This window comes from Streptomyces sp. UW30 (genome assembly GCF_008042075.1).
In the GTDB taxonomy this organism is placed as follows: domain Bacteria; phylum Actinomycetota; class Actinomycetes; order Streptomycetales; family Streptomycetaceae; genus Streptomyces.
Window position 1 is genome coordinate 624,228 of sequence record NZ_RDBN01000053.1, and the last position, 23,358, is coordinate 647,585.

Sequence of the window (23,358 nt, forward strand, 5' to 3'; positions counted from 1 at the left end):
CTCCCCCCGGAGCACGGGCCCCGCATCCTCAGCGGGGCCCGCACTGCTCCGTATGGGTCGTATTGCGGGTGAACGGGGTTTCAGATCCGGTCGACGAGGTCCGCGATGGAGTCCACGATCTTGGACGGCCGGTACGGGAAGTTCTCCACCTGTTCGGGCCTGGTCAGACCGGTGAGCACCAGGAACGTCTGCATGCCGGCCTCGATGCCCGCGAGCACGTCGGTGTCCATGCGGTCGCCGATCATGGCGCTGGTCTCGGAGTGGGCGCCGATGGCGTTCAGGCCGGTCCGCATCATCAGCGGGTTCGGCTTGCCGGCGAAGTACGGCTGCTTGCCGGTCGCCTTGGTGATCAGCGCGGCGACGGCGCCGGTCGCGGGCAGCGGGCCCTCGGTCGACGGACCCGTCTCGTCGGGGTTGGTGCAGATGAAGCGGGCGCCGGCGTTGATCAGCCGCACCGCCTTGGTCATGGCTTCGAAGGAGTAGGTGCGGGTCTCGCCGAGGACGACGTAGTCGGGGTCGTGGTCGGTGAGGATGTAGCCGATGTCGTGCAGCGCGGTGGTCAGGCCGGCCTCGCCGATGACGTACGCAGAGCCGCCCGGGCGCTGGTCGTCGAGGAACTTGGCGGTGGCCAGGGCCGAGGTCCAGATGTTCTCGATCGGCACTTCCAGGCCCATGCGGTTCAGCCGGGCGTGCAGGTCACGCGGGGTGTACATCGAGTTGTTGGTGAGGACGAGGAAGGGCTTGCCGGACTCACGCAGCCTCTTGATGAAGGCGTCGGCGCCGGGAATCGGTACGCCCTCGTGGATGAGCACACCGTCCATGTCGGTGAGCCATGACTCGATGGGCTTGCGGTCTGCCATGTTGCTCTGCTCCTGGCCTGCGTACGGGACGAGCTGGGGGCGCCGGAACCACGCCGTACCGACGCCCCCAGAGTAATCAGGACTGGCTGATCCTGACCCCGTCGATCACCCAGTACCAGTTGTTGGAGCCGGTGTACCGGAACCGGAAGTTAACGCTGGAGGCCCCGGAGGGGACGTCGACGGTCAGCGACTGGGGCTGGGAGACGACGTCGGAGGTGTAGCTCTTGACGACGGTGGGCGTGCCGCCGTTGAAGGAGGCGAGGACCTGGGCCGTCTGGGAGCCCTCCTGCCGGTAGAAGGTGGTGAAGTCCAGCCGCACCTTGGTCTTGCCGGCGACGTCGTACGCGGGTGTCACCAGGGTCGAGTCGTAGGTGCCGGAGAGAGTCTTGTCGGACCACTCGTCGGAGTCGGCGACCGCGAACACGCCGCGCGAGCGGACATTGAGCTCGCGCCACTGGTCGCGCTGGGTGCGGGACCAGAACTCGTCGGTGGCGAAGGCCCAGCCGCGCCACTCGGTCATCCCGCCGGTGCCCATCGCGTTGTTGATGACGGACCAGCCGCTGGGCGCGGTGTGCGTGAAGCCGAGCACGCCGGCCGGGATGCCGGTCTCGTCGACCCGCCCGGTCAGGGAGGGCCGCAGAGCTTCGAAGGGGTCGGTGGAGCGCTCCTGGACCGGCTTGCCGTCCAGGCCCCAGGCGGGGTCGACGGTGATGCCGAGCTGCTTGAAGACGGTGGCGGCGACGTCGACCAGCCGGGTGTCGATCGGGCGGGCGCCCGCGGCGATGCCGGGCCCGGTGGCCAGCACGAAGGTGCGCCGCTCCTCGACCGAGGACCCGCCGTGGCCGCCCGCGTCGAGGTGGCCGTGGTCGGTGGCGACGATCACGGTCCAGCGCTCGGAGGCGTAGGAGGGCCGGGCCTTGATCGCGGCGCGCAGCCGGCCGACGTAGGCGTCCTGCACGGCGATCTGGTCGAGGTAGGCCTGGCTGCCGGCGCCCTGGTTGTGGCCGACGATGTCGGACTGACCGAAGTAGACGAACAGGACGTCCGGGTTCTGGTCGCGGATGATCGCCTCGGACTCGGCGGCGATGGTGGCGTCGTGCCCGGTGTAGCCGTCGCGGTCGCCGTCCAGGACCAGCTTCGCGTCGGCGCCGGGGGTGACGGTGCCCTGCGCGTCCAGGGGCTTCCAGTCGACGGCCGCGTAGGTGGACAGCGCGGGCCGCACCTGGGCGAGGCGGGCCAGGAAGCCGGGGTACTGGCCGTACTTCTTGCCGGCGAAGGTGTTGTCCTTCACGCCGTGCTTGTCGGGCCACACGCCGGTGGAGATGGTGGACCAGCCGGGGCCCGAGGACGTGGCGGCCATCGGGCTCGCGTACAGCAGCGAGGTGCCGTACGTGCCCTCGCTCATCATGGCCTTCAGGTGCGGGGCGTTGGCCGCGTCGATGCGGTCGTGGCGGAGCCCGTCCATGCCGATGACGAGCACCTTGTCGTTGCTGGTGCCGTTCGGGAGCGTGGGGACGGCGTGGGCCTGGGAAGCACTGGCGGTGCCCAGTGCCAGGGTGGCGGCGGTCGCCGCGGTGGTGGTGAGGACGGAGCGGCGGGACAGGTGTGACGTCACGTGATCCTCCTGGGAACGGGTGGGTGCGCGCATGGCAACGCCCCCGGTGGTGGTGCCAGGGGCGTTGCGGGTGGAGCTGCTTTGCAGGTGTGGCCTTGGTGGTATGGCCCCGGTGGGTGGCCTTGAGGGGGCGGGTCAGCTGCCGGTGGCCGACTTCCAGGCGTCGACATACGTTGTCAGGTTCTTGTCGATGTCGCCCCAGTCCGGCTCGAAGACCTCGACACCCTCGATGATCTTGGCGAGGGCGATGGCGTTGGCGTCGGTGGCCTTGACGTCCTGGCGGGCGCTGAAGCCGCCGCCGATCTCGCTGACCTGCTGCTGGGCGCCCTGGCTCAGCATGAAGTCGAGGAGCTGCTTGCCGTTCTCGGTGTGCGGGGCGTCGGTGACGAGGCCGGCGGCGTAGGGCAGGGCGAAGGTGGTGGGCTTGCCGCCGTCCTTCGCCGGGAACCAGATCCCGAGGTTCGGCATGTCCTTGGACTGGGCGAAGTTCATCTGGACGTCACCGTTGGCGACGAGGAGTTCGCCCTTGTCGACCTTGGGGGCGAGCTTGCCGGTGGAGGCGGACGGGCCGACGTTGTTGGCCTGGAGCTTGCCCAGGTACTCCAGGGCGGCCTTGTCACCGCCGAAGTCGTGCATGGCCTTGATGAGGACGGCGGTTCCGTCACCGGCGACGCCCGGGGTGGAGTACTGGAGCTTGTTCTTGTACTTGCCGTCCAGCAGCTCCTCCCACGTCTTGGGCTCCTGCGCCAGCTCCTTCTTGTTGTAGATGAAGCCGAAGTAGTTGTTGACGACCGAGGTCCAGGTGGCGTCGGCGCCCTTGTCGGCGCCGTTGACCTGGTCGGAGCCCTTCGGGGCGTACTTCTGCAGCAGGCCCTTGCCGTCGGCCTGCTGGATGAACGGAGGGAGCGTGACGATCACGTCGGCCTGCGGGTTGTTCTTCTCGCGGGCGGCGCGCTGCACCATCTCGCCGGAGCCGCCCTCGACGTACTCGACCTTGATACCGGTCTGCTTCTCGAAGTCCTTGAAGATGCGGTCGTACCAGCCGTCGCCGTTCTCGCCCTTGAGGCCGTCGGCGCTGTAGACGGTGACGACCTTCTCGTCGGAGGCGGCCGTGTTGCCGCCGCAGGCGGACAGCAGCGGGGTGGCGAGGAGGGAGAGGGCGATGGCGAGTTTGAGGGTGTTTCTGGGCATGGCGGGGTGAACTCCTTGCACGGGGAGGGGCTTCGGGGTCAGCGGTACGAGGCTTTGGTGCGGATGCGGGAGACGGCGAACAGCGCGAGCAGGGTCGCCGTCATCAGGACCACCGCGAGGGCGGACCCGGCGAAGAGGGCGCCGCGGTCGGTGGCCGCGTAGATCAGGACGGGGAGCGGGGTCCAGTCGGGCGGGTAGAGCATCATCGTCGCGCTCAACTCGCCCATGGAGAGGGCGAAGCAGAGCCCGGCGGCGGCGGTGAGCGACGGCAGCAGGAGGGGGAGCCTGACCCGCCACAGGACGTAGGCGGGCCGTGCGCCGAGGGAAGCGGCGGCCTGTTCGTACGCCGGGTCGAGGCGGGCCAGGGCGGCGGACACGGACTGGTAGGCGAACGCGGTGACCAGGACGGTGTGGGCGAGGATCACGATCTCCCGGGTGCCGTTGAGCAGGAACGGCGGCTTGGAGAAGGCGACCAGGATCGCGAGGCCGACGACCACGGAGGGCACGGCGACCGGGAGGACGAAGAGCGCGTCCAGGACCCTGCGGTACCGCCTCTTCAGTCCGGCTGCCGCGAGCGCGGCCCACGTCCCTGCGGTCAGGGCGAGCAGGCTCGCGGCGGCGGCCGTGACCAGGCTGGTGGTGAGGGCCTGGAGGGCCTCGCCGCGGGTGGCGGACGAGTAGTGGCCGGTGGTGAAGCCGGAGGGCAGCACGCTCGACCAGTTGGTGGCGAAGGAGGCGCCGAGGACGACGAGGAGCGGAAGGGCGAACAGGGGCAGGAAGAGGACGAGGAACAGCAGCCATACGGCCCACCTGGCCCCGCGGCTATGCACCAGCACGGCGGCTCACCACCCGGTAGAGGCCGTAGAGGCCCACGGATATCAGGACGTTGACGACGGCGACCACGCAGGCGCCCGGGTAGTCGGACTCCAGGATCGCCTTGCTGTAGACGAGCATCGGCAGGGTCGTGACGCCTTTCGCGCCGGTGAACAGGACGATCCCGAACTCGTTCAGACACAGCACCAGGACCAGGCTGCCGCCCGCCGCGAGCGCGGGCACCGCCTCCGGGAGGATCACCCGGCGGACGATGCGCAGGGGGCGCGCGCCGAGCGAACTGGCCGCCTCCAGCTGGGCGGTGTCCAGCTGGGAGAAGGCAGCGAGCAGGGGCCGTACGACGAAGGGCGTGAAGTACGTGATCTCGGCCAGCAGCACGCCCCAGGGGGTGGTGAGGAACTGGAACGGGCCGTCCTGGGCGCCGGTGACGTCGGTCCACAGGCCGTTGGCCATGCCGACCGTGCCGTAGATGAAGAGCAGGGCCAGCGTGATCAGGAAGGACGGGAAGGACAGGAAGACGTCGATGAAGCGGGCCACCGCCCGTGCCCCGGGGAAGGGCACGAAGGCGATGACGAGCGCGATCACGAATCCCAGGACCAGACAGCCGACGGTCGAACCGGCCGCCAGCCAGACGGTGGTCCACAGCGCCTCGCGGAAGGAGTCGGAGGCGAAGACATCGGCGTAGGGCTGGAGGGAGGTGCCGCCGGAGTCGGGCTGGAGGGACTGCTGAACGACGAGGGCGAGCGGGTAGAGGAAGACGAGGGCGAGGAGGGCGACCGGTGGGGCGGCCCACAGCAGCCGTTTAGTCATGGGTGACTCCGGCGGTCAGCAGCACCGCGTCCTCCGGCGAGAAGTGCAGCGTCACCTCGTCGCCGTGGGCCGGCGGGTCCTTGAGTTCCCGCAGGTCGGCGATGACCCGGTGGCCGTCGACCTCGACGTACAGCCGGTGCGTGGACCCGCGCCACTGGATCTCCGTCACGGTCCCGGCGAGCCGGTTGGGCCCCTCGCCGAGGCCGACGAGATGGGGCCGCACGCAGAGCGTCGCCTTCGCACCCCGCGCCGCGCCCTCCGTGTCCACCTTCAGCTCGCCGCCGCCGAAGACGACGCCGCCCGAACCGACCGTCACCGGCAGCAGGTTGGCGTTGCCGACGAAGGAGGCCGTGAACTCGTTCGCGGGCGCCCGGTACAGCTCCCGCGGGGTGCCGCAGGCCTGGAGCCGGGCGCTGTCCATCACCGCGATCCGGTCGGCGAGGGTGAGCGCCTCGACCTGGTCGTGGGTGACGTAGAGGATCGTGACGTCGGGCAACTCGCGGTGCAGCCGGGCCAGTTCGGCCAGCATGCCGGAGCGCAGCCGGGCGTCGAGGGCGGACAGCGGCTCGTCGAGGAGGAGGACGCCGGGGCGGATGGCAAGCGCGCGGGCGATGGCGACGCGCTGCTGCTGGCCGCCGGACAGCTCGCGCGGGTAGCGGCGGGCGTAGGCCGCCATGCCGGTCATCTCCAGGGCCTCGGCGACCCGGGTGCGGATCTCGGTCTTGGCGACCTTGGCCGCGTTCTGAGCCCTCTGTGCCCTCTGTGCCTTCAGTCCGAAGGCGACGTTCTCCTCGACCCGCATGTGCGGGAACAGGGCGTACTGCTGGACGACCATCCCGATGCCCCGCCGGTACGGCGGCAGGCCGGTGACATCCTGACCGCCGAGGAACACCCGCCCGGAGGCGGGCCGTACGAACCCGGCGACCGCCCGCAGCGCGGTGGTCTTGCCGGATCCGGACGGCCCGAGCAGCGCCATGACCTCGCCGGGCTCGACGGTGAGGTCGAGGGAGTCGAGGACGACGTTGCCGTCGTAGGCGACGCTGACGGAGTCGAAGCGGATGCCGCTCATGTCAGCACTCCTGGCAACTCCGCGACCGAGCCGAGGACATGGGTGGCGCCGGCCTTCCGCAGCGCGTCGGCGTCGTGCGCGCCGGTCAGGACACCGGCGACCAGGCCCGCGCCCGCGCGGACCCCGCTGAGCATGTCGTAGGAGGTGTCGCCGACGACGGCGATCTCCCGGACGTCGTCGGCGGCCGCCGTCCGCAGCAGCGCGGTGAGGACCATGTCCGGGTACGGCCGCCCCCGGCCCCCGGCGTCGGCCGGGCACAGGGTGAGGGGCACCAGGTCCTGCCAGCCGAGCGCGTCGAGGATCGCGTCCTGGGTGACCCGGGCGAAACCGGTGGTGAGGACGACGCTGCGACCGCCGGCCTGGAGTTCCTCGATGGTCTCGCGGGCACCGGGGATCGGCGCGACGAGCCCGCCGTCGACGAGTGCGCCGTACGCCTTCTCGAAGGCGGCGTTGGCGCGCTGCGCCCGCTCCTCGTCGCCGAACAGATGCCGGAAGACGGAGATCTTGGACTCGCCCATGGTGGCGCGGACGTAGGCCAGCTTGTCGGCGTGGTCCGGGGAGCCGGGCTCGACGCCCAGTTCGGCGGCGGCCGCCGCGAAGGCCCGCTCGACGAGGCCGCCGTCGGCGACGGTCGTGCCGGCCATGTCGAGGACGACCAGCCGGATGTCCTGATGGAGTGTCATGTCTGTCACCAACCCAGTTCGTTCGCGGTCGTCTCGGCTATCGCGGGCGAGCAGGTCATGCCGCGCCCGCCGGGGCCGGTGACCAGCCACACCCCGTCGCGCACCTGCTGCCGGTGCACGACCCGCGTCGTGTCGGTGCACTGCGCGTACACGCCCGCCCAGCGGCGCCGGACCTTCGGCAGCGGGCGGCCGAGGAGGGACTCGACGACCTCGGTGAGGTGGTCGTAGGGGTCCTCCAGCGTGTCGAACGCGAAGGGGTGCTCGTACTCGTGGGTGTCGCCGATGGTCAGTCCGCCGTCGGCGCGCTGCACCATCAGCAGCTGCATCTTGTGGGCTGCGGCGGTCTCCGTCTGCGCCTGACCGGCGTTGAGGGCGTCGAGCGCGGCGGAGGCGTAGGCCGGGTAGTAGCGGAAGCTGTCCGAGTCGGCGACCGAGGTGGTCAGCGGCTCGCCCAGCGGATCGGTCTGCATCATCTGCAGGCGGACGCGGCGCACGGGCAGGTCGGGTCCGGCCAGCTCGCGGACCAGACCGCCGAGCCAGGCGCCGGTGCACAGGACGACGACGTCGCCGCTGTGCACGTCCCCGTGGTCGTCGCGGACGGCGCTCCCGCCGATGACCTCGCGGACCTCACGGCCGGGCTTGAACGTGTACTTCGGGGACTTCAGCAGTTCCTCGCGCAGGGCGAGCTGTGCGGTGCGCGGCTCGACGGCGGCGTCCCGCTCGCAGTACAGGGCGGCGGTGAACTCGCCGCGCAGGGCGGGGTTCAGGGCCCGAGCCTCGTCGGGGGTCAGCAGCTTGTGGCCGCGGGCGGCGGCGTCCTCGCGGGCCACGGCGGCCTCGGCGACGGCGAGTTCGAGGTCGCCGCGGACGGGGGTCAGAGAGCCGTTGGGCCGGAAGCCGAGGCCCGGTACCCGGGTCCCGATCTCCTCCCACAGCTCCCGGGCCCGCAGGGCGGTCTCCAGCTCCGCACCGCCCGCGCGTCCGCTCACCCAGATCTGGCCGAAGTTGCGCAGAGATGCGCCGCGAGCCTCCGCCTCGCGCTCGATCTGTACGACCTCATGGCCGCGTTCCACTGCTTGCCAGGCGTGCATGGTGCCCACCACGCCGGCTCCGACGACTATCACTCTCACGACGGCAACGCTCCTCGGGATCGGGTAACCGGAAGGGTCCGGCTGACAACGAGAGCGTGAACTGGCTATCACGTTTGGGCTAGACCCGTTATCTGTTCGTGATATTCAGGCGAGGGTTGAAAGGGTCGTTTTCTGGACTTTTCAGCCCCGAAGATGGGCGCTGAAGGAGAAGCGGTCGCCCCGGTACAGCGTCCGCACCCGCTCCAGTGGCAGGCCTTCGGTGTCCCGTGAGACACGGTGGATCAGCAGCATCGGCAGGGCGGGAGGGGTGCCGATGAGCAGCGCCTCGCGCGGGGTGGCCAGGACGGTCTCGATGCGCTCGTCGGCGTCGCCGAAGCCGATGCCCTGCTCGTGCAGGAAGGCGTAGAAGGAGGAGTCGGGGTCGAAGTCCACGTCGAGGCGCGGCACGCGGGCGACGGCGACGTACGTGCTCTCCAGGCCGACCCGCTCGTCGTCGGCGAGCAGGACGCGCTCCAGGTGCCAGACGGGTTCGCCGCGTTCGAGTCCGGCCTCGGCGGCGAGGGCGGCGGGGCAGGGGAAGCGGTCGAGGGTGACGAGGGTACGGCCGGGGGTGCGGCCCTGCCGGCGGACACCTTCGGTGTAGCTGGCGAGGGAGAGGGGCTGTTCGAGCTTGGGGCCGGCGACGACGGTGCCCCGCCCCTGCCGCCGCAGCTTCCCCTCCAGCACGAGCTCGCGGATCGCCTGCCGGACGGTCTCGCGGGCGACCTCGTACTCCTCCGAGAGGTCACGCTCGGTGGGCAGCGGGTCGCCCTCGCCGAGTTCGCCGATGAGCTGGTCGAGCCGGGCCTTCACCGCGTAGTACTTCGGGATGCGGCCGTGCTCCGGGATGCCCTGGCGCACGGGGGCGCCGGGGGCCTGGTCGTTCGGGTAGTCCACGCAGGGATCGTCGCAGACGGGGTGGGCCGCTCGGGCGGCGCCTCCCGGTGATCCGCGGGGACTTGGCCTCAGCGGCGTCTGCGTGCGACCAGCAGGCCGACGCCGGTCAGGAGCAGGACCAGGGTGGCGGCGAGGGTGACGCCGGGGGCCGAGGTGAGGCCGGTTCCGGCGAGTTCGTCGGCGAGGGTGAGCCGGTTGCGGGCCGGGTCGGTGCCGGGGGAGGCAGAGGTGCTCGGGCCGGCCGAGGCGTCCCGGTGGGCGGGGTCGGTGGGGTGGCCCCGGCCGGGCGGGGCGGTTTCGCCGGCGGCGTCCGTGGGGTCGGCCTCGATCCGGAAGCGGTAGTCGTTGGACTGGCCGACCCAGTCGCCGTCGCCCTCGTGGCGCTGTACGACGGCCGCGTTGACGGTGACGTCGTTCGGTACGGCGTCCGAGGTGACCGCGAGGCGGACCTTCACGGTGACGGTCTTGCGGGGGCCGACGGTGAAGCCGGGGAAGCCGTCGAAGGCGCCGACGAGTTCGTCCTCGTCGGTGGTCTCGAAGCGGACGGGGTGCGGGCCGGTGCCGTCCGGGGTGGCGTCCGGGGCGGCGTCCGGAGTGCCGTTCGGGGCGGCGTAGAACTCCAGCCGGGGCTGGGACGGCTTGAGGGCGTGCTTGCCGTCGACCAGGACGACGACGGGGTGGATGCCGGTGCAGGTCCGGCCGGTGGTGTTGGTGAGGTCCAGGTACCAGACGCCGAATCCGCCGCCCGCCGCGTACGAGCGCGGGCCGCCGTGGAGGCGGGTGGTGAGCGGGAAGGCCCCGTCCCCGGTGGCACAGCTGGGGAGCGCGGCGGGCGGCTGCGCGGACGCCGGGGGCGCCGCGGCCAGGAGGGCGGCTGCTGCGAGGCAGAGGGAAGCAGGTGTGTGCAGTCGCATGATCACATGAGCATGCCGGGTGGCAGGCGGCGCGCTGCGGAGCCATTCCGTACGGCCGGGCAAGTCCGCTCGATCAGCGCACGCCGGCCGGGGCGGACGGACGCGCACTCGGGTCGCCCTCCCCCGTCCGGACGCACCTCGCCCTCACCCCTCCGCCCGCCCGAACAACGGCGCCAGCAGCAACTGCGCCGCTCCTTCGGCGACCCCCAGTCCCTCGCCGGAGGCGACCCGTACCGGTACCGCGTCCTCGCCCGCGCGGCCGGCGCGTTCGGCGAGGACCGCGCCGACCCCCCGTACGAAGGTCTCGGGCGCGGCGGCGACCGTGCGGCCGCCCAGCAGGACGAGGTCGACGTCGAGCAGGGCGACCAGGTTGCCGGCCGCGGTGCCGAGCACGCGCGCCGCCTCCGCCACGTCGCCGCGCGCCACGGCGGCCAGGCACAGCGCCTCCACGCAGCCGCGGTTGCCGCACCCGCAGGGCGGCCCGTCCAGCTGGACCACCTGGTGCCCGAACTCCCCGGCCCCCGTCCGGGCACCCCGGTGCACCACTCCCCCGATCACCAGCCCACCTCCGAGGCCGGCCCCGAAGTGCAGGTACGCGAAGGACGCGAGGTCCCCCGCCGCGCCCCCGACCGCGAGGCCGAGCGCGGCGGCGTTGGTGTCCTTGTCGACGACGACCGGCAGCGAGAGGCGCCGCGCGAGCACGTCCCGCAGCGGGAAGCCGTTCCACTCCGGGAACCCGGTGACCCGGTGCAGGACACCGCGCCGGTGGTCCAGCGGTCCGGGCAGCGCCACGCCGACCCCGAGCACCGGAACCGTCGTGGCCGGTCGCACGGTTCCCCGCGCCTCTTGAGGGCGACGGTCGCCTGAACCCCCTAGGGGCGCGGGGAACRGRGCGACCGGCCCCCGACCACCCGCACCCGGCCGCCCGCCGTCGCCCGTCAGCTCCCCCACCTCACGCACGGCCCGCTCGACAACCGTTTCCGCACCGGCCCCCAGATCCAGCGCGGCGCTCCGCCGCGCCACCACCGCACCGGTCAGGTCGCAGAGCACGGCCGTCAGCTCGTCCCGGTCCAGATGCACGCCCACCGCGTGCCCGGCCTCCGGCACCAGCCGCAGCACCGTGCGCGGCTTGCCCCCGGTCGACGCCCGCCGCCCCGCCTCCGCCGCGAGCCCGTCCTCCCGCAGCCGGGCGGTGATCTTGCTGACCGCCTGCGGGGTGAGACCGGTGCGCTCGGCGAGTTCGAGCCGGCTGATCCCCTCGGCTCCCGCCGTGCGCAGCAGGTCGAGCACCAGCGCGGCGTTGTGGCTGCGCAGGGCACCCAGCTGCAACGATGTGCGGCTCTGCCGCGCGTCGCCGCCCGCCCCGTCGGCGGCAGCCCGGCCCTTCGTCCTGTTCACGCCGTGCCCTTCGTCCTGTTCACGGCGTCCATTGTCCCCGCCGCTTGCACTTTGGCAACAGCGTTGCGAAAGTGGGATCCATGAGTGCTACTCCCCTCCGCGTCGGCCTGGTCGGCTACGGCCTGGCCGGCTCCGTCTTCCACGCTCCACTGATCGCCGCCACCGAGGGCCTCGCCCTGGACACGGTGGTCACCTCGAACCCCGAGCGGCAGAAGCAGGCCCGCGCCGAGCACCCGGACGTACGCGTCGCCGCCACGCCCGACGAATTGCTCGCCCGCGCCACCGATCTCGACCTCGTCGTCATCGCGTCCCCCAACAAGACGCACGTCCCGCTCGCCACCGCCGCCCTCAAGGCGGGCCTCCCGGTCGTCGTCGACAAGCCGATCGCCGGCACGGCCGCCGAGGCACGCGAGCTGGCGGCGCTCGCCGAGGAGCGCGGCCTGCTGCTCTCCGTCTTCCAGAACCGCCGCTGGGACAACGACTTCCTGACCCTGCGCCACCTCCTGGCCGAGGGCGAGCTGGGCGACGTATGGCGCTTCGAGTCCCGCTTCGAGCGCTGGCGTCCACAGCTGAAGGGCGGCTGGCGGGAGTCCGGCGACCCGGCAGAGATCGGAGGTCTGCTGTACGACCTCGGCAGCCATGTCGTCGACCAGGCGCTGGTCCTGTTCGGCCCCGTCACGCAGGTGTACGCCGAGGCGGTCATCCGCCGTGCCGGCGCGGAGACGGACGACGACACCTTCATCGCGCTCACGCACGCAAGCGGCGTCCGCTCCCACCTGTACGTCTCCGCCACGACCGCCCAACTCGGCCCGCGCTTCAGGGTGCTGGGCTCCAAGGCGGGCTACGTCAAGCACGGCCTGGACCCGCAGGAGGCGGCGCTGCGGGACGGCCGACGCCCGGACACGACCGCCGACTGGGGCACGGAACCCGAGTCGCTGTGGGGCCGGGTGGGCGCCGGCGAGTCCCCGCTGACGGGCGGCGGCCGCGTCGAACCCACGCTCCCCGGCGACTACCCGGCCTACTATGCGGCCGTGGCGGGCGCACTGCTGGACGGCGCCCCCAACCCGGTGACCGCCCTGGAGGCGGCCGCCACGCTCGACGTACTGGAGGCGGCGCGCCGTTCGGCGCACGACAAGGTGGCGGTGACGCTGTGACACCCGGTAAGGCACACGGTTCGGAGATCACCCCGAAGTTCCACCCGGAGATCACTCCGCCGCTTCAGGAGCTGGAGGCGCAGGAACGGCGGCTGGTCTTCCGCGGGTTCACCTACGACGACGCCTGGACGCTGGGCTCCTTGCTGGTCGAGATGGCCCGCGAGCGCCAGGCCCCGGTCGCCATCGACATCCACCGGGCCGGCCAGCAGCTGTTCCACGCGGCCCTGCCCGGCTCCACGCCGGACAACGACGCCTGGATTTCCCGCAAGCGCCGGGTGGTGGAGCGCTACGGCACCTCCTCCTACGTGGTCGGTGCCCGCTTCCGCGCCAAGGGCACGACGTTCGAGGACTCCTCCCGCCTGGACCCCGACACCTACGCGGCGCACGGCGGCTCGTTCCCGATCAACGTCGAGGGCGTGGGCGTCATCGGGTCGGTGACGGTGAGCGGCTTGCCGCAGCTGGAGGACCACCGGTTCGTGACTCAGGCGCTGGAGCGGTTCCTGGGGCTGTAGTCGGGCCGCCCGGCGGGGAAAAGGTGCGGGGCATGACCGCCGCGCGGACAATGAGGGAGGGTTCTCAAGTCCGGTGGTGGCGCGACGAGATGTCGGCCCCGCCGGTTCCTCCGGGCGGAAAGCCGTACAGATGCCACGCAAGAGCTGGGTGGCTGCCGCGCTGACCGTGCTCGCAGTCACCGTATCCACGACCAGTTGTGCGACCGGCCCCGATCCGGCGGCCGGTCGGGCGCGGGCCGTCCCCGCCGCGCACCAGCCCGCCCCGCGGCAGACCAGTCCCGAGGCGACGGGCACGGGAGTGCTCGTCCCGGGCTATCTCCAGGCGGCCACACAGCAGGATTCGACGGAGCAGAACCTCCTTCAGCAGAACGAGGTCATGGAAAGCGTGGCCGCGTACGCGAACTCCCTCATCGCCCTGCCCCAGGACGTGGCCGTGAACGCGGAGAGCTGCGAAGAGCCCAACGCGTGGTGGGACAAGGAGCAGCAGAGCATCACCCTCTGCTACGGGTATCTCGGCGTGTACCGCGGCCTCTTCCAGCAGCAGAACACCAGCGGCACCCAGGCTCAGCAGACCCGGGCCACCGACGACGACCTCATCGGCTTCTCCAACAGCGTCGTCCTCCATGAGCTCGGCCACGCGCTCATCGACCTCTACAAACTCCCCGTCACCGGCAAGGAGGAGGACGCGGCCGACCAACTCGCCGCCCTGCTGCTGTCGCTCGACACCCTGCACCAGGAGTACGCGGCCAGCGCCATCCAGGCATGGGAAGCCGCCTGGGCAGCGGCCGAGCAGGGCGTCACCCTGGATGAGCTCGCCGACGAACACGCACTGAGCGCTCAGCGGTACTACAACGCCATCTGCTGGCTGTACGGCTCCGATCCCACCGCCTACCAGGGCGTCGTGCAGAGCGAGGACAACCCTGAAGCTCCGCTGCCCGCGGCCCGCGCCGCGCGGTGTCCCGACGAGTTCAAGCAGCTCGCCGAGTCGTGGACGACCCTGCTCGGGCCCTACCTCAAGACCGGAACGTCTACGAGTCCTTGAGCTCCTGCCGCTGCCGCCCCAGCCCCTCGATCTCCAGCTCCACCACGTCCCCGGCCCGCAGATACGGCTTCGGCTCGGGCTGGCCGAGGGCGACCCCCGCCGGCGTACCGGTGTTGATGACGTCACCGGGGTACAGGGTCATGAACTGGCTGACGTAGCGCACGACTTCGGCGACCGGGAAGATCTGATCGGCGGTGGTGCCGTCCTGCTTCAGCTCGCCGTTGACCCACAGCTTCAGGGACAGGTTCTGCGGATCGGCCACCTCGTCCGCCGTCACCAGCCAGGGGCCCAGCGGGTTGAACGTCTCGCAGTTCTTGCCCTTGTCCCAGGTCCCGCCCCGCTCGATCTGGAACTCCCGCTCGGAGACGTCGTGCGCGACCGCGTACCCGGCGACATGCGCGAGTGCCTCCTCGGCCGAGTCCAGATAGCGGGCCGTGCGTCCGATGACGACCGCGAGTTCGACCTCCCAGTCGGTCTTCGTCGACTTGCGGGGGACGAGCACCGTGTCGTTCGGGCCGACGACCGTGTCCGCGGCCTTGAAGAAGATGACCGGCTCGGCGGGCGGCTCGGCGCCGGTCTCGCGGGCGTGGTCGTGGTAGTTCAGCCCGATGCACACGACCTTGCCGATGCGGGCGAGCGGCGGCCCCACGCGCAGGCCGGTCGCATGTCGTGCGCGACCGCGTACCCGGCGACATGCGCGAGTGCCTCCTCGGCCGAGTCCAGATAGCGGGCCGTGCGTCCGATGACGACCGCGAGTTCGACCTCCCAGTCGGTCTTCGTCGACTTGCGGGGGACGAGCACCGTGTCGTTCGGGCCGACGACCGTGTCCGCGGCCTTGAAGAAGATGACCGGCTCGGCGGGCGGCTCGGCGCCGGTCTCGCGGGCGTGGTCGTGGTAGTTCAGCCCGATGCACACGACCTTGCCGATGCGGGCGAGCGGCGGCCCCACGCGCAGGCCGGTCGCATCCAGCACGGGCAGCTCACCGGCGTCCGCGGCAGCCCGGATCCGGCCGAGTGCGGCGTCGTCGGCGAGCAGCGGCCCGTCGATGTCCGGCACGACACCCGAGAGGTCCCGCAGGGTCCCCTCGGCGTCGAGCAGCGCGGGCCGCTCCGCTCCCGCCGTACCGACTCGCAGCAGCTTCATGATCACAATCTCCCTCGATCGCGGGCGCCCGCCGACGGGTGCAGCCATCGGAGGACCGGTCGATCCTCCAAGGTCCACGGCCAGTCCGCAATACCTGGTTCACGTACTGGACCGTAGGGACCTCGGCATCACCGGTCTCACCGGTACAGCGCGGCCCGCTCCACTGCGCTCCAGGTCGTGCTGGTCACCACGTACAGGGCGGCGGCCAGCGGGACGACGGCCACGGTGACCAGCGTGAAGAAGGACATGAACGGCATGACCTTGGTCATGGCCCCCATCCCCGGCACCGACTCACCGTCGGCGACCGGCACCGCCGGATTCGCGGCCATCATCAGCTTCGTTCGGCGGAAATTGAACGCGGCGACACAGGCGACGACCACGAACAGCCCGACGTAGACGAGCCCCGCGCCGCCGAACGCCCCGCCGCCGCCGAGCGCGTCCGCCCACCGGTCCCCGAGGGGCGCGGCGAACAGCTGGTGCGAGAGCAGTTCGTTCGCCTTGCCGCCGATCGTCGTGTTCGAGAACAGGTGGTAGAGGAGGAAGAAGGCGGGCAGCTGGAACAGGCTGGGCAGGCACCCGGACAGCGGCGACACCTTCTCCTTGGTGTGCAGCTCCATCACGGCCTGCTGGAGCCGCTCCGGGTTCTTCGCATGCTTCTTGCGCAGCTCGGCGATCTTCGGCTGCAGCCCGGCCCGCGCCTTCTGCCCGCGTGCGGCGGCCCGGGACAGGGGATGCACGAGCAGCCGTACGAACGCGGTGAACAGGATGATCGCGGCGGCGGCCGCGCCGGCGCCGAACAGCGGGTCGAGCAGATCGGCCAGCCGCTGAACAAGGTCGGCGAATACGGACATGGGTGAGCCCTCCGGGGGTCTCGTCGTGCCGGATGAGGAGATGCCGGGAATCGGCATGGCGGCATGACGACCCGCGTGGGGTCACACGTCTCGGATGTGTCGGTGCGTGCCCTACGCGACGGTCGCCGGGAGGGCGTGCCCGGGTGCCCTGGGCCGTGGCCGGCCCGAGGCGTCGGGGTCGCGCTGGGGCAGGAAGGCCGTACGGCGGGCCCGGTCGCGGATGGCCGTACGCACGCGCGTCGGCGCCACGGCGGGCGCGGCACGCGAGGCGAGCAGGGAGCACACGGCGAACGCGGAACCGGCGGCGGCGGTCGCGGCGAGCGCGACGGTCGCGGAGAGGCTGCCGGTGTCGAGCAGCACGATCTCCAGGAAGAGCAGCACCAGCGCGGCGGCGGGACGCGGATTGGCCCAGCTGCGGATCATCGGCGGCCCCTCCCCTCGCGTGTGCGGTCCGTACGACACTCGTCCTGACGTTCGTTATACAGGATCCGTCACGCCGGCTCGGTCTCGATGGGCTGCAACAGCCGCTTGGGGCCCAACAGTGCCCGGCTGACCGGGTCCGCCGGGTCCGGGTCGAGTCCGGGTCCCGGCGTCATGAGGACGTCCTCGACCGGTACGACGGTTGCGCAGGCCGGGCACTCGCCGTACGGCCCGAGCTCCGTACCGCACTGGGCGTGCAGGAAGTAGCGCAGCCGGGCCTCGCCGAGTTGCTCGCGCCCCCACAGGCCGAGCGAGCGCAGGGTGGGCCACAGGGCGATGCCGCGCTCGGTGATGACGTACTCGTCGCGCGGCGGCGACTGCTGGTACCGGCGCTTTTCGAGGATCCCCTCGGCGGCGAGCGACTGGAGGCGGGCGGCCAGGACGGCGCGCGGGATGCCGAGGTGGACGAGGAAGTCGTTGTAGCGACGGACGCCGTACAGGGCGTCGCGGATGACGAGCAGCGTCCAGCGCTCACCGACGATCTCCAGCGCCCGGGCGATCGAGCACTGCTGGGTCGCGTAGTCCTTCCCCAATGCCATGCCGACCACTGTAACCCCTTTTCACCTTCTTGGTTCAATGAATGAACCTAGGATGTTACGGTGGGGCGCATGCCAAGGTTCAATGAACGAACTCTCCCCGAGGTCGCCACCGCGGCGGCCGTGCCGTCCCCCGCCGAGCCCGCTCCGAACCGGCGCGCCACCCTCGCCCTGACCAGCGCCGCCACCGCCGTCGCCCTCATGACGTACACGGCGCCGATGGTCACGCTCCCCCAGACCGCCGCCGCCCTGCACACCCCGCTCTCCGCCCAGGCGTGGCTGCTCAACGGCACCCCGCTCGGCCTCGCCGCCCTCCTTCTGGTGGCCGGCAGCCTCGCCGACGACTACGGCCGCCGCCGGATCTTCGTCGCCGGCACCTTCGCCCTGGGCATCACCACGGCCCTCGGCGCCCTGACGACCACCACCTGGCTCTTCACGCTGGCCCGCATCACCCAGGGCGCGGCGAGCGCGGCGCTCCTCGCCAGCAGCCTCGGCCTGATCGTCCACGCCTTCCCCGACCCGCGCGGCCGGCTGCACGCGACCGGCGTATGGGGCGCCTTCGTCAGCGGCGGCATCGCGCTGGGCCCGGTCGTCACCGGCGCGATACCGAACTGGCGCCTGGCGTACGGCGTCCTGGGCGGCGCCGCGCTGATCGTGGCGGCCCTGTCCGCGCGCAGACTGTCGGAGTCGCGCGCGCCCCGCGGCGGCCGCCCCGATCTCGCCGGCGCGGTGACCTTCGGGCTGGCCCTGGTCTCCCTGGTGGCGGCGCTCACCCTGGGCCGGGACGGCTGGCTGCGGGCACCCGTGGGCCTGCTGCTCCTGGCGGCCGTGGCGCTGCTGGGCCTCTTCGTCGCGGTGGAACGCCGTACGGCGACACCGATGATCGACCTGTCCCTGCTCCGCCGCTCCCGCTTCCTCGCGTCGTCCGCCGGCGGCCTGTTCACCGGACTCGCGGTGATCGGCCTGTTCAGCTTCCTGCCGGCCCTGCTCCAGCAGACGCTCGGCCTGTCCGCGATGGACACGGCCTGGCTGTTCCTGCTCTGGTCCGGCCTGTCCTTCGCGGTGGCCCTCCAGGCCCGCAGACTGTCGGGCCGGATCTCACCCCGACTCCAACTCGCCCTCGGCTTCGTCCTGCACGCGGGCGGCGCCCTGGCGATGCTGGGCGCGCTCGACGCGGGCTCCTGGCCCCGGCTGCTGCCCGGCCTGCTGATCGCCGGCGTCGGCAGCGGCCTGCTCAACGCCGCGCTGCCCCTGCTCTCGGTGGAGTCCGTACCGGCCCAGCGCGCCGCGATGGGCTCCGGCGCCCAGCAGACCTTCCGCTACATCGGCTCCTGCGCCGGCGTGGCCCTGACCATCGCCCTCGCCACGTCCTCCGGTGGCGGACTGGCCCACGGCGCGGACATCGTGATGGTGGTCTCGGCGGGGCTGGCACTGCTGGCGGCGGCGGGCGTGGTGGCGCTACGAGAGCGGGCGGCCTGACGGGCGGCCTCGTGCCCGCGTACTCAACGCGGCCGCATCGAGACGAGCTTGCCCCACACCACCAGCCGGTACTTCGACGTGTACTCCGGCGTGCAGGTGGTGAGCGTGAGGTAGTAGCCGGGCTCCGTGTAGCCGTGGCCCGGCCTGACGGTGGAGCGCGGGACGGGCTGGATGACGCTCCCGTCATGGGCGGCGGTCTGCGGCAGGATCCGGTCGACGGCGTACGTGTACGTCGCGCTCCGCGTCTCGACCCGGACCGTGTCCCTCGGCTTCAGCCGGTTGATGTACCGGAAGGGCTCGCCGTGGGTGTTGCGGTGCCCGGCGAGGGCGAAGTTGCCCGCCTGGCCCGGCTGCCCGGTACCGGGGTAGTGGCCGACGTAGCCCTTGTTGAGGACGCCGCTCTTGCTGACGCCCTCGGCGACGGGGACGCGCAGGTGGAGGCGGGGGATGGTGAGGATGGCGTAGGCCTGGGACCAGTCGGGTGCGGGCCGCGCCGCGGACCGGCGCCGGGTGCCGGCCGCGCGCTCGGGCGACCCGGTGTCCGCGGGGGCGGGTTCGGCCGTGGCCGACGGCGCCGCCACGGCCGTACCGGAGTCGCCGCCCACGCCGTCCCAGGCCCGCTCCAGCGCCCGGACCTCCCGCGCGGCGCCCTCCCGCGCCTCCCGGTTGGTCCACCACATCTGGTGGACTACCAGCAGCAGAAGCACCACCCCGACGGTGACGAGCGCCTCGCCGCCACTCCACAGCACGCGCCGCCACAGGGCACGCCGCCGCAGCCCGCTGTGCCGCACGACGCGAACCCGCTCCATCCGTGAGCCTCCTCGCGCTTGTCCCGCCGGGCCGCCCGCACGATAGGTGCCGGGGCGCGAGGTCTCCAGACCCGTGCGCGCATGGTCCGTGCCGGGCGTGCATGGTCCGTGCCGGGCGTGCATGGGTCTGGAGACGTCGCATCCGCCTCCCCGCATCCGGCGCCTCCGCTCATCCGCCCTCCCCGCATCCGGCGCCTCCGCGCATCCGGCCCCCGTGCCCGTCCCCTCCCCCTTCCTCCACAGGTTTGAGAAAGGGCTGTCAGAACCCTCGACAACCCCACGCGTCACACCCGATGCTTCGTGTCGGCATCAACGGGACAGGCCACGGAGCCGGTTCGACGACGACACCGCCGACACCGGCCGTTGAGCGAAGCGGAGAAGTCATGATCCGACGCAGAACTCTGCTGGCGGCGACAGGCGGCGCATTCCTCGGCGGCGCCCTGGCGACGGGCACCGCACACGCGGACGCGACCATCGCCGTCAACCCCGGCACCTCGTACGGCACTTGGGAGGGCTGGGGCACCTCACTGGCCTGGTGGGCCAACGTCTTCGGCGCCCGGGACGACTTCGCCGACCTCTTCTTCACCACCAAGTCGGTGACCTACAACGGCACGACGCTCCCCGGCCTCGGCCTCAACATCGCGCGCTACAACCTCGGCGGGTGCAGCTGGAACACGGTGAACGGCGAATCGATGGCCGAGTCGCCGAACATCCCCGCCTTCAAGCAGATCGAGGGCTTCTGGCAGGACTGGAACAACGAGGACCCCACCTCCTCAGCCTGGAAGTGGACGGCGGACGCGACCCAGCGGGCGATGCTGCAGAAGGCGACGGCGCGCGGCGCGACCACGGAACTCTTCGCCAACTCCCCCATGTGGTGGATGTGTTCCAACCACAACCCGTCCGGCGCCGCGGCCGGCGGCAACAACCTCCAGACCTGGAACTACCGCCAGCACGCCTCCCACCTGGCGGCGACGGCCCTGTACGCGAAGAACAACTGGGGCGTGAACTTCGCGACGGTCGACCCCTTCAACGAACCGGCGTCGAGCTGGTGGACGGCGACCGGCACCCAGGAGGGCTGCCACATGGACCCGGCGGTCCAGGCGGCCGTACTGCCGTACATGCGCAGCGAGTTGGACAAGCGGGGCTTGTCAGGCATCCGCATCTCGGCCTCCGACGAGACGAACTACGACACGGCCCGCTCGACCTGGTCGTCCTTCAGCTCCTCCACCAAGGCCCTGGTGAACCAGGTGAACGTGCACGGCTACCAGGGCTCGGGCGGCCGCCGCGACCTCCTCTACACGGACGTGGTGACGACGTCCGGCAAGAAGCTGTGGAACTCGGAGACGGGCGACGGCGACGGCACCGGCCTCACCCTGGCCTCCAACCTCTGCTACGACTTCCGCTGGCTGCACCCGACGGCCTGGTGCTACTGGCAGGTCATGGACCCGACGGCGGGCTGGGCACTGATCGCGTACGACGCGAACACACTGCAGCCCACGACAGTCCAAACCAAGTACTACGTAATGGCCCAGTTCAGCCGCCACATCCGCCCGGGGATGAGGATCCTCGACACGGGCGTGAGCTACGCGGCGGCGGCCTACGACGCGTCGGCCCGCCGCCTGGTGATCGTCGCGGCGAACACCTCCACCTCGGCCCAGACCTTCACCTTCGACCTGTCGCGATTCACGACGGTTACGGGCGGCTCGGGCGGCGTGGTCCCGCGCTGGAACACGGTGACGACGGGCGGGGACCAATACCGGTCGTACTCGAACACGACGCTGAGCGGGAAGTCGGTGGCGGTGCCGTTCGCGGGGCAGTCGGTGCAGACGTTGCAGGTTGATGGGGTGGTGATCTAGATGTCCGCCCACGAATGTCGTACTCGACATATGCTCGATGCGATGCTTCACTCGTGATATGGCATCAATTCGCCTTACGCGCCCAACACTTGAGGTGATCAAGGTGTTGCTGGCGTCCACCCCCGACGATCCCGCGTGGGGCCTGATGATCTGCGAGGAGGCCGACCTCGGCTCCGGGACCGTGTACCCCATCCTCGAGCGACTGGTCGACGCGGGCTGGGTCACCCGGTACGAGGAGACGGGCAAGCACCCGGGCAGGCCCAAGCGGTACTACTACGAACTCACGGCTACCGGTCAGCAGGCGGCCCGCGAGGCCAAGGAGCGCAAGCCTCGGTTCTTTGGCGTGCGGTTGGGTCCCGAGGGGGGCACGGCGTGAGCGACGAACGGCAACACGAAGAAAGCCCTCGCGCCGATTTTTCGGCTGTTATCGCTGTGCTGGCACCTGTGCTGGCTGGTACGGCAGCGGCGATTTTCCTGCTTGTCGGCTATGGGATGAAGGTGCTCGACGCCCAGTCCGAGTTCGCCCAGTACATGCTCGCCGGCGGCTGGCTTTTCGGCGGGGTCACGGCAGTCTCGATCTTGTTCGCCGCCACCGGTCTCTTGATCACCGCATTGCGAAACCGCGCCGGGGTGTCGGAGGAGGAACCTCAGACGGCCTCCGCCAGGGACCGGGCACACCCGCCGGGCAGGGCAGCCCACCGGACCATGGACTTCGCCTCCTTCGTGGCCGGACAGCGCAGGGCCCACCTCCGCGAGGAGTGGGCCGCGATCCTGGCCGGCGACCCTGGCAACGGAATCGTCCTGTCCCCCCACCGCAGGATGCTCTATGCCCTCGGCTTCCTCTGGGCAGCCCTGCGCATGCGCCTGCGAGACCTGGTCGCCCCCCTGTGGCTGCCGGTCGACTGGCTGCTGTTGACGGAGTCACGAGCGAACGGACTCATCACGGCTGCCGTAGGTACCCAGGTCGTCTACATCCAGCATGAGGACGGCCTGCACACCCTCCTCACCGAGGGCTGGGGCTGGTGCGCGGGATGCGGCATCGCTCTGCGCCTCCTGATCGGCTGGCTGCGGCGCCTGAGGGGCATCGAACTCGCATCGGCGCGTGGGAACACCGAGGACCGATAGCCCCCGGCGGCGCTGGCCTGCGGGTACCTCTCCTTTTGTCACCGCACGGCAGTACGGTGTCCCTCATGCGCCCCGACACGCCTGCCGAGAACGTCGACCACACCGCCGAAGCGGCACGCCTGGAGCGGACCGCCGGCCTCTACCCGGAGGACGCCGAGGCCCTGCTGTTGCAGGCCGCGGCCCACCTCGAACTGGCCGGCGACCGCCCCGCCGCGACCGCACTCTACGACCGTCTGCTGTCGTCCCCGACGCCACTGGAGGACCCCCACCTCGTACGGGCCCTGAAAGCGTCGAATCTGTGGGAGTACGGCCATGAGGCGGAGGCCCGCGCGATCATCGACGGCGTCCGGGCGGCGTCCCCGCGGGACGCGGCGCCGTGGGTGATCGTCGCGGAGGCCCTGGAGTCGCATGACGAGCTGGAGGCAGCGCAGGAGACGTTCACGGAGGGGGCACGGCTCCTGCTGACGGACGTACCGGAGCCGCCGTACTCCACCCACCCCCTGCTCTTCGGCCGCCACAGGGTCCGGCGGATGCTGGGCGTGGCCCACGACGAGTGGGACGCCCTGGCCGACACCCTCCACTCCATGCCGATCTCCCTGGACGAGCTCCACGACCCCAAGCGCGTCTGGTCCCTGGGCTCGGACAACCCGGCGGAACTGGAGGCGGAGATCTCGCGGCTACGGGCGGAACTGGGCGCGTACCGGGAGGCCCTGTCCCGCCCGTTCCCGGTGGCGATACTCCACTGGACGGCCCCCGAACTCACGGAACTGCTGACGGCGTACCCGACGCTGACCTCGGAGTACCCCTCCCACGAGGGGCACCTGGCGACGATAGAGGGCTCGCTCAGGGAACTGTCGTCCTCCGGCACCCCCAACTTGGGCATCGTGACGGGCACGGTCCCGTCGTACGAGGCCTTCGCCGCCTCGGAGGGCTCGTCCCCGAACGACACGACCCTGCTGCCGCAGTATGCGAC

At 71.4% G+C, this 23,358-nt stretch carries 24 protein-coding genes and 2 pseudogenes; 8 read left to right on the forward strand and 18 right to left on the reverse strand.

The window, feature by feature from the left end:
- Window positions 1–80: 80 nt before the first annotated feature.
- From EAO75_RS37015 to EAO75_RS37065, 11 genes are all read right to left on the reverse strand, one after another.
- On the reverse strand, window positions 81–860 hold the full coding sequence (locus tag EAO75_RS37015; protein WP_147999499.1) for an HAD-IIA family hydrolase: 780 nt from the start codon (window positions 858–860) through the stop codon (window positions 81–83).
- A 76-nt stretch (window positions 861–936) separates the two neighbouring features.
- Window positions 937–2,508, reverse strand: a complete 1,572-nt coding sequence (locus EAO75_RS37020) for an alkaline phosphatase family protein (protein WP_410092620.1) — start codon at window positions 2,506–2,508, stop codon at window positions 937–939.
- A gap of 102 nt (window positions 2,509–2,610) precedes the next feature.
- Window positions 2,611–3,666 (reverse strand): 2-aminoethylphosphonate ABC transporter substrate-binding protein, encoded by a 1,056-nt coding sequence (locus EAO75_RS37025; protein WP_147999501.1) that lies wholly within the window; start codon window positions 3,664–3,666, stop codon window positions 2,611–2,613.
- A gap of 38 nt (window positions 3,667–3,704) precedes the next feature.
- Entirely contained in the window at window positions 3,705–4,502 is a 798-nt protein-coding gene (locus tag EAO75_RS37030; protein WP_147999502.1) for an ABC transporter permease, read from the reverse strand.
- Window positions 4,489–5,307 (reverse strand): 2-aminoethylphosphonate ABC transporter permease subunit, encoded by an 819-nt coding sequence (locus tag EAO75_RS37035; RefSeq protein ID WP_147999503.1) that lies wholly within the window; start codon window positions 5,305–5,307, stop codon window positions 4,489–4,491. The genes EAO75_RS37030 and EAO75_RS37035 overlap by 14 nt, the downstream gene beginning before the upstream one ends.
- Window positions 5,300–6,376: an ABC transporter ATP-binding protein gene (locus EAO75_RS37040; protein ID WP_147999504.1), complete on the reverse strand. Its 1,077-nt coding sequence runs from the start codon at window positions 6,374–6,376 to the stop codon at window positions 5,300–5,302. Before EAO75_RS37040 ends, EAO75_RS37035 begins: the two co-directional genes overlap by 8 nt.
- A complete protein-coding gene (locus tag EAO75_RS37045) occupies window positions 6,373–7,059 on the reverse strand; it encodes a phosphonatase-like hydrolase (protein ID WP_147999505.1) in 687 nt (228 codons plus the stop codon). Before EAO75_RS37045 ends, EAO75_RS37040 begins: the two co-directional genes overlap by 4 nt.
- A 5-nt stretch (window positions 7,060–7,064) precedes the next feature.
- The gene (locus tag EAO75_RS37050; protein ID WP_147999506.1) at window positions 7,065–8,189 is read right to left on the reverse strand and encodes a TIGR03364 family FAD-dependent oxidoreductase; all 1,125 of its coding nucleotides are present in this window, start codon (window positions 8,187–8,189) and stop codon (window positions 7,065–7,067) included.
- A gap of 141 nt (window positions 8,190–8,330) precedes the next feature.
- On the reverse strand, window positions 8,331–9,086 hold the full coding sequence (locus tag EAO75_RS37055; protein WP_147999507.1) for a GntR family transcriptional regulator: 756 nt from the start codon (window positions 9,084–9,086) through the stop codon (window positions 8,331–8,333).
- Window positions 9,087–9,154: 68 nt separating this feature from the next.
- Entirely contained in the window at window positions 9,155–10,006 is an 852-nt protein-coding gene (locus tag EAO75_RS37060; RefSeq protein ID WP_147999508.1) for a hypothetical protein, read from the reverse strand.
- A 138-nt stretch (window positions 10,007–10,144) separates the two neighbouring features.
- Complete coding sequence (locus tag EAO75_RS37065; RefSeq protein WP_148000504.1) at window positions 10,145–11,329, reverse strand: ROK family transcriptional regulator; 1,185 nt, start codon at window positions 11,327–11,329, stop codon at window positions 10,145–10,147.
- 149 nt (window positions 11,330–11,478) lie between these two features.
- Here EAO75_RS37065 and EAO75_RS37070 point away from each other — a divergent pair, with 149 nt between their 5' ends.
- The 3 genes from EAO75_RS37070 to EAO75_RS37080 all read left to right on the forward strand — a co-directional run bounded on the left by EAO75_RS37070 (window position 11,479) and on the right by EAO75_RS37080 (window position 14,106).
- The gene (locus EAO75_RS37070) at window positions 11,479–12,552 is read left to right on the forward strand and encodes a Gfo/Idh/MocA family oxidoreductase (protein ID WP_147999509.1); all 1,074 of its coding nucleotides are present in this window, start codon (window positions 11,479–11,481) and stop codon (window positions 12,550–12,552) included.
- The gene (locus EAO75_RS37075) at window positions 12,549–13,064 is read left to right on the forward strand and encodes a heme-degrading domain-containing protein (protein ID WP_147999510.1); all 516 of its coding nucleotides are present in this window, start codon (window positions 12,549–12,551) and stop codon (window positions 13,062–13,064) included. The genes EAO75_RS37070 and EAO75_RS37075 overlap by 4 nt, the downstream gene beginning before the upstream one ends.
- A 130-nt stretch (window positions 13,065–13,194) precedes the next feature.
- On the forward strand, window positions 13,195–14,106 hold the full coding sequence (locus EAO75_RS37080; protein ID WP_147999511.1) for a DUF4344 domain-containing metallopeptidase: 912 nt from the start codon (window positions 13,195–13,197) through the stop codon (window positions 14,104–14,106).
- On the opposite strand, the pseudogene EAO75_RS37085 reads toward EAO75_RS37080, so the two are convergent.
- From EAO75_RS37085 to EAO75_RS37105, 6 genes and pseudogenes are all read right to left on the reverse strand, one after another.
- A pseudogene (locus tag EAO75_RS37085) lies at window positions 14,093–14,770 on the reverse strand (fumarylacetoacetate hydrolase family protein); the annotation flags it as partial. The gene EAO75_RS37080 and the pseudogene EAO75_RS37085 overlap by 14 nt on opposite strands.
- On the reverse strand, window positions 14,707–15,078 hold the full coding sequence (locus EAO75_RS48745; RefSeq protein WP_410092838.1) for a fumarylacetoacetate hydrolase family protein: 372 nt from the start codon (window positions 15,076–15,078) through the stop codon (window positions 14,707–14,709). The gene EAO75_RS48745 and the pseudogene EAO75_RS37085, both read right to left, overlap by 64 nt.
- Window positions 15,070–15,249: pseudogene (locus EAO75_RS48750) on the reverse strand (2-hydroxyhepta-2,4-diene-1,7-dioate isomerase); the annotation flags it as partial. The pseudogene EAO75_RS48750 and the gene EAO75_RS48745, both read right to left, overlap by 9 nt.
- A gap of 137 nt (window positions 15,250–15,386) precedes the next feature.
- Window positions 15,387–16,100: a YidC/Oxa1 family membrane protein insertase gene (locus EAO75_RS37095; protein ID WP_147999512.1), complete on the reverse strand. Its 714-nt coding sequence runs from the start codon at window positions 16,098–16,100 to the stop codon at window positions 15,387–15,389.
- 111 nt (window positions 16,101–16,211) lie between these two features.
- Entirely contained in the window at window positions 16,212–16,523 is a 312-nt protein-coding gene (locus EAO75_RS37100; RefSeq protein ID WP_147999513.1) for a DUF6412 domain-containing protein, read from the reverse strand.
- Window positions 16,524–16,591: 68 nt separating this feature from the next.
- Entirely contained in the window at window positions 16,592–17,119 is a 528-nt protein-coding gene (locus EAO75_RS37105; RefSeq protein ID WP_147999514.1) for a winged helix-turn-helix transcriptional regulator, read from the reverse strand.
- 69 nt (window positions 17,120–17,188) lie between these two features.
- On the opposite strand from EAO75_RS37105, the gene EAO75_RS37110 reads away from it, so the two are divergent.
- Window positions 17,189–18,595, forward strand: coding sequence for an MFS transporter (locus EAO75_RS37110; protein ID WP_147999515.1), 1,407 nt, complete (start codon window positions 17,189–17,191; stop codon window positions 18,593–18,595).
- Window positions 18,596–18,618: 23 nt separating this feature from the next.
- Here EAO75_RS37110 and EAO75_RS37115 read toward each other — a convergent pair whose 3' ends face one another.
- Window positions 18,619–19,404 (reverse strand): class E sortase, encoded by a 786-nt coding sequence (locus EAO75_RS37115; protein WP_147999516.1) that lies wholly within the window; start codon window positions 19,402–19,404, stop codon window positions 18,619–18,621.
- Window positions 19,405–19,787: 383 nt separating this feature from the next.
- Between EAO75_RS37115 and EAO75_RS37120 the strand changes: the two genes are divergently transcribed.
- From EAO75_RS37120 to EAO75_RS37135, 4 genes are all read left to right on the forward strand, one after another.
- The gene (locus tag EAO75_RS37120; protein WP_147999517.1) at window positions 19,788–21,260 is read left to right on the forward strand and encodes a glycoside hydrolase; all 1,473 of its coding nucleotides are present in this window, start codon (window positions 19,788–19,790) and stop codon (window positions 21,258–21,260) included.
- Between the two features lie 94 nt (window positions 21,261–21,354).
- Complete coding sequence (locus EAO75_RS37125) at window positions 21,355–21,636, forward strand: PadR family transcriptional regulator (protein WP_261989577.1); 282 nt, start codon at window positions 21,355–21,357, stop codon at window positions 21,634–21,636.
- A complete protein-coding gene (locus tag EAO75_RS48755) occupies window positions 21,633–22,385 on the forward strand; it encodes a hypothetical protein (protein ID WP_410092624.1) in 753 nt (250 codons plus the stop codon). The genes EAO75_RS37125 and EAO75_RS48755 overlap by 4 nt, the downstream gene beginning before the upstream one ends.
- A gap of 65 nt (window positions 22,386–22,450) precedes the next feature.
- A partial coding sequence (locus EAO75_RS37135) for a hypothetical protein (protein ID WP_148000505.1) occupies window positions 22,451–23,358 on the forward strand: 908 nt, incomplete at its 3' end.

Bases quoted from the DNA above. Each gene is read 5' to 3' on its own strand.
- EAO75_RS37095 (WP_147999512.1), bottom strand. From the start codon at position 16,100: ATGTCCGTATTCGCCGACCTTGTTCAGCGGCTGGCCGATCTGCTCGAC.
- EAO75_RS37120 (WP_147999517.1), top strand. From the start codon at position 19,788: ATGATCCGACGCAGAACTCTGCTGGCGGCGACAGGCGGCGCATTCCTC.
- EAO75_RS37110 (WP_147999515.1), top strand. From the start codon at position 17,189: ATGCCAAGGTTCAATGAACGAACTCTCCCCGAGGTCGCCACCGCGGCG.
- EAO75_RS37070 (WP_147999509.1), top strand. From the start codon at position 11,479: ATGAGTGCTACTCCCCTCCGCGTCGGCCTGGTCGGCTACGGCCTGGCC.
- EAO75_RS37080 (WP_147999511.1), top strand. From the start codon at position 13,195: ATGCCACGCAAGAGCTGGGTGGCTGCCGCGCTGACCGTGCTCGCAGTC.
- EAO75_RS37025 (WP_147999501.1), bottom strand. From the start codon at position 3,666: ATGCCCAGAAACACCCTCAAACTCGCCATCGCCCTCTCCCTCCTCGCC.
- EAO75_RS37100 (WP_147999513.1), bottom strand. From the start codon at position 16,523: ATGATCCGCAGCTGGGCCAATCCGCGTCCCGCCGCCGCGCTGGTGCTG.
- EAO75_RS37045 (WP_147999505.1), bottom strand. From the start codon at position 7,059: ATGACACTCCATCAGGACATCCGGCTGGTCGTCCTCGACATGGCCGGC.
- EAO75_RS37035 (WP_147999503.1), bottom strand. From the start codon at position 5,307: ATGACTAAACGGCTGCTGTGGGCCGCCCCACCGGTCGCCCTCCTCGCC.
- EAO75_RS37105 (WP_147999514.1), bottom strand. From the start codon at position 17,119: ATGGCATTGGGGAAGGACTACGCGACCCAGCAGTGCTCGATCGCCCGG.
- EAO75_RS37020 (WP_410092620.1), bottom strand. From the start codon at position 2,508: ATGCGCGCACCCACCCGTTCCCAGGAGGATCACGTGACGTCACACCTG.
- EAO75_RS37040 (WP_147999504.1), bottom strand. From the start codon at position 6,376: ATGAGCGGCATCCGCTTCGACTCCGTCAGCGTCGCCTACGACGGCAAC.
- EAO75_RS37015 (WP_147999499.1), bottom strand. From the start codon at position 860: ATGGCAGACCGCAAGCCCATCGAGTCATGGCTCACCGACATGGACGGT.
- EAO75_RS37115 (WP_147999516.1), bottom strand. From the start codon at position 19,404: ATGGAGCGGGTTCGCGTCGTGCGGCACAGCGGGCTGCGGCGGCGTGCC.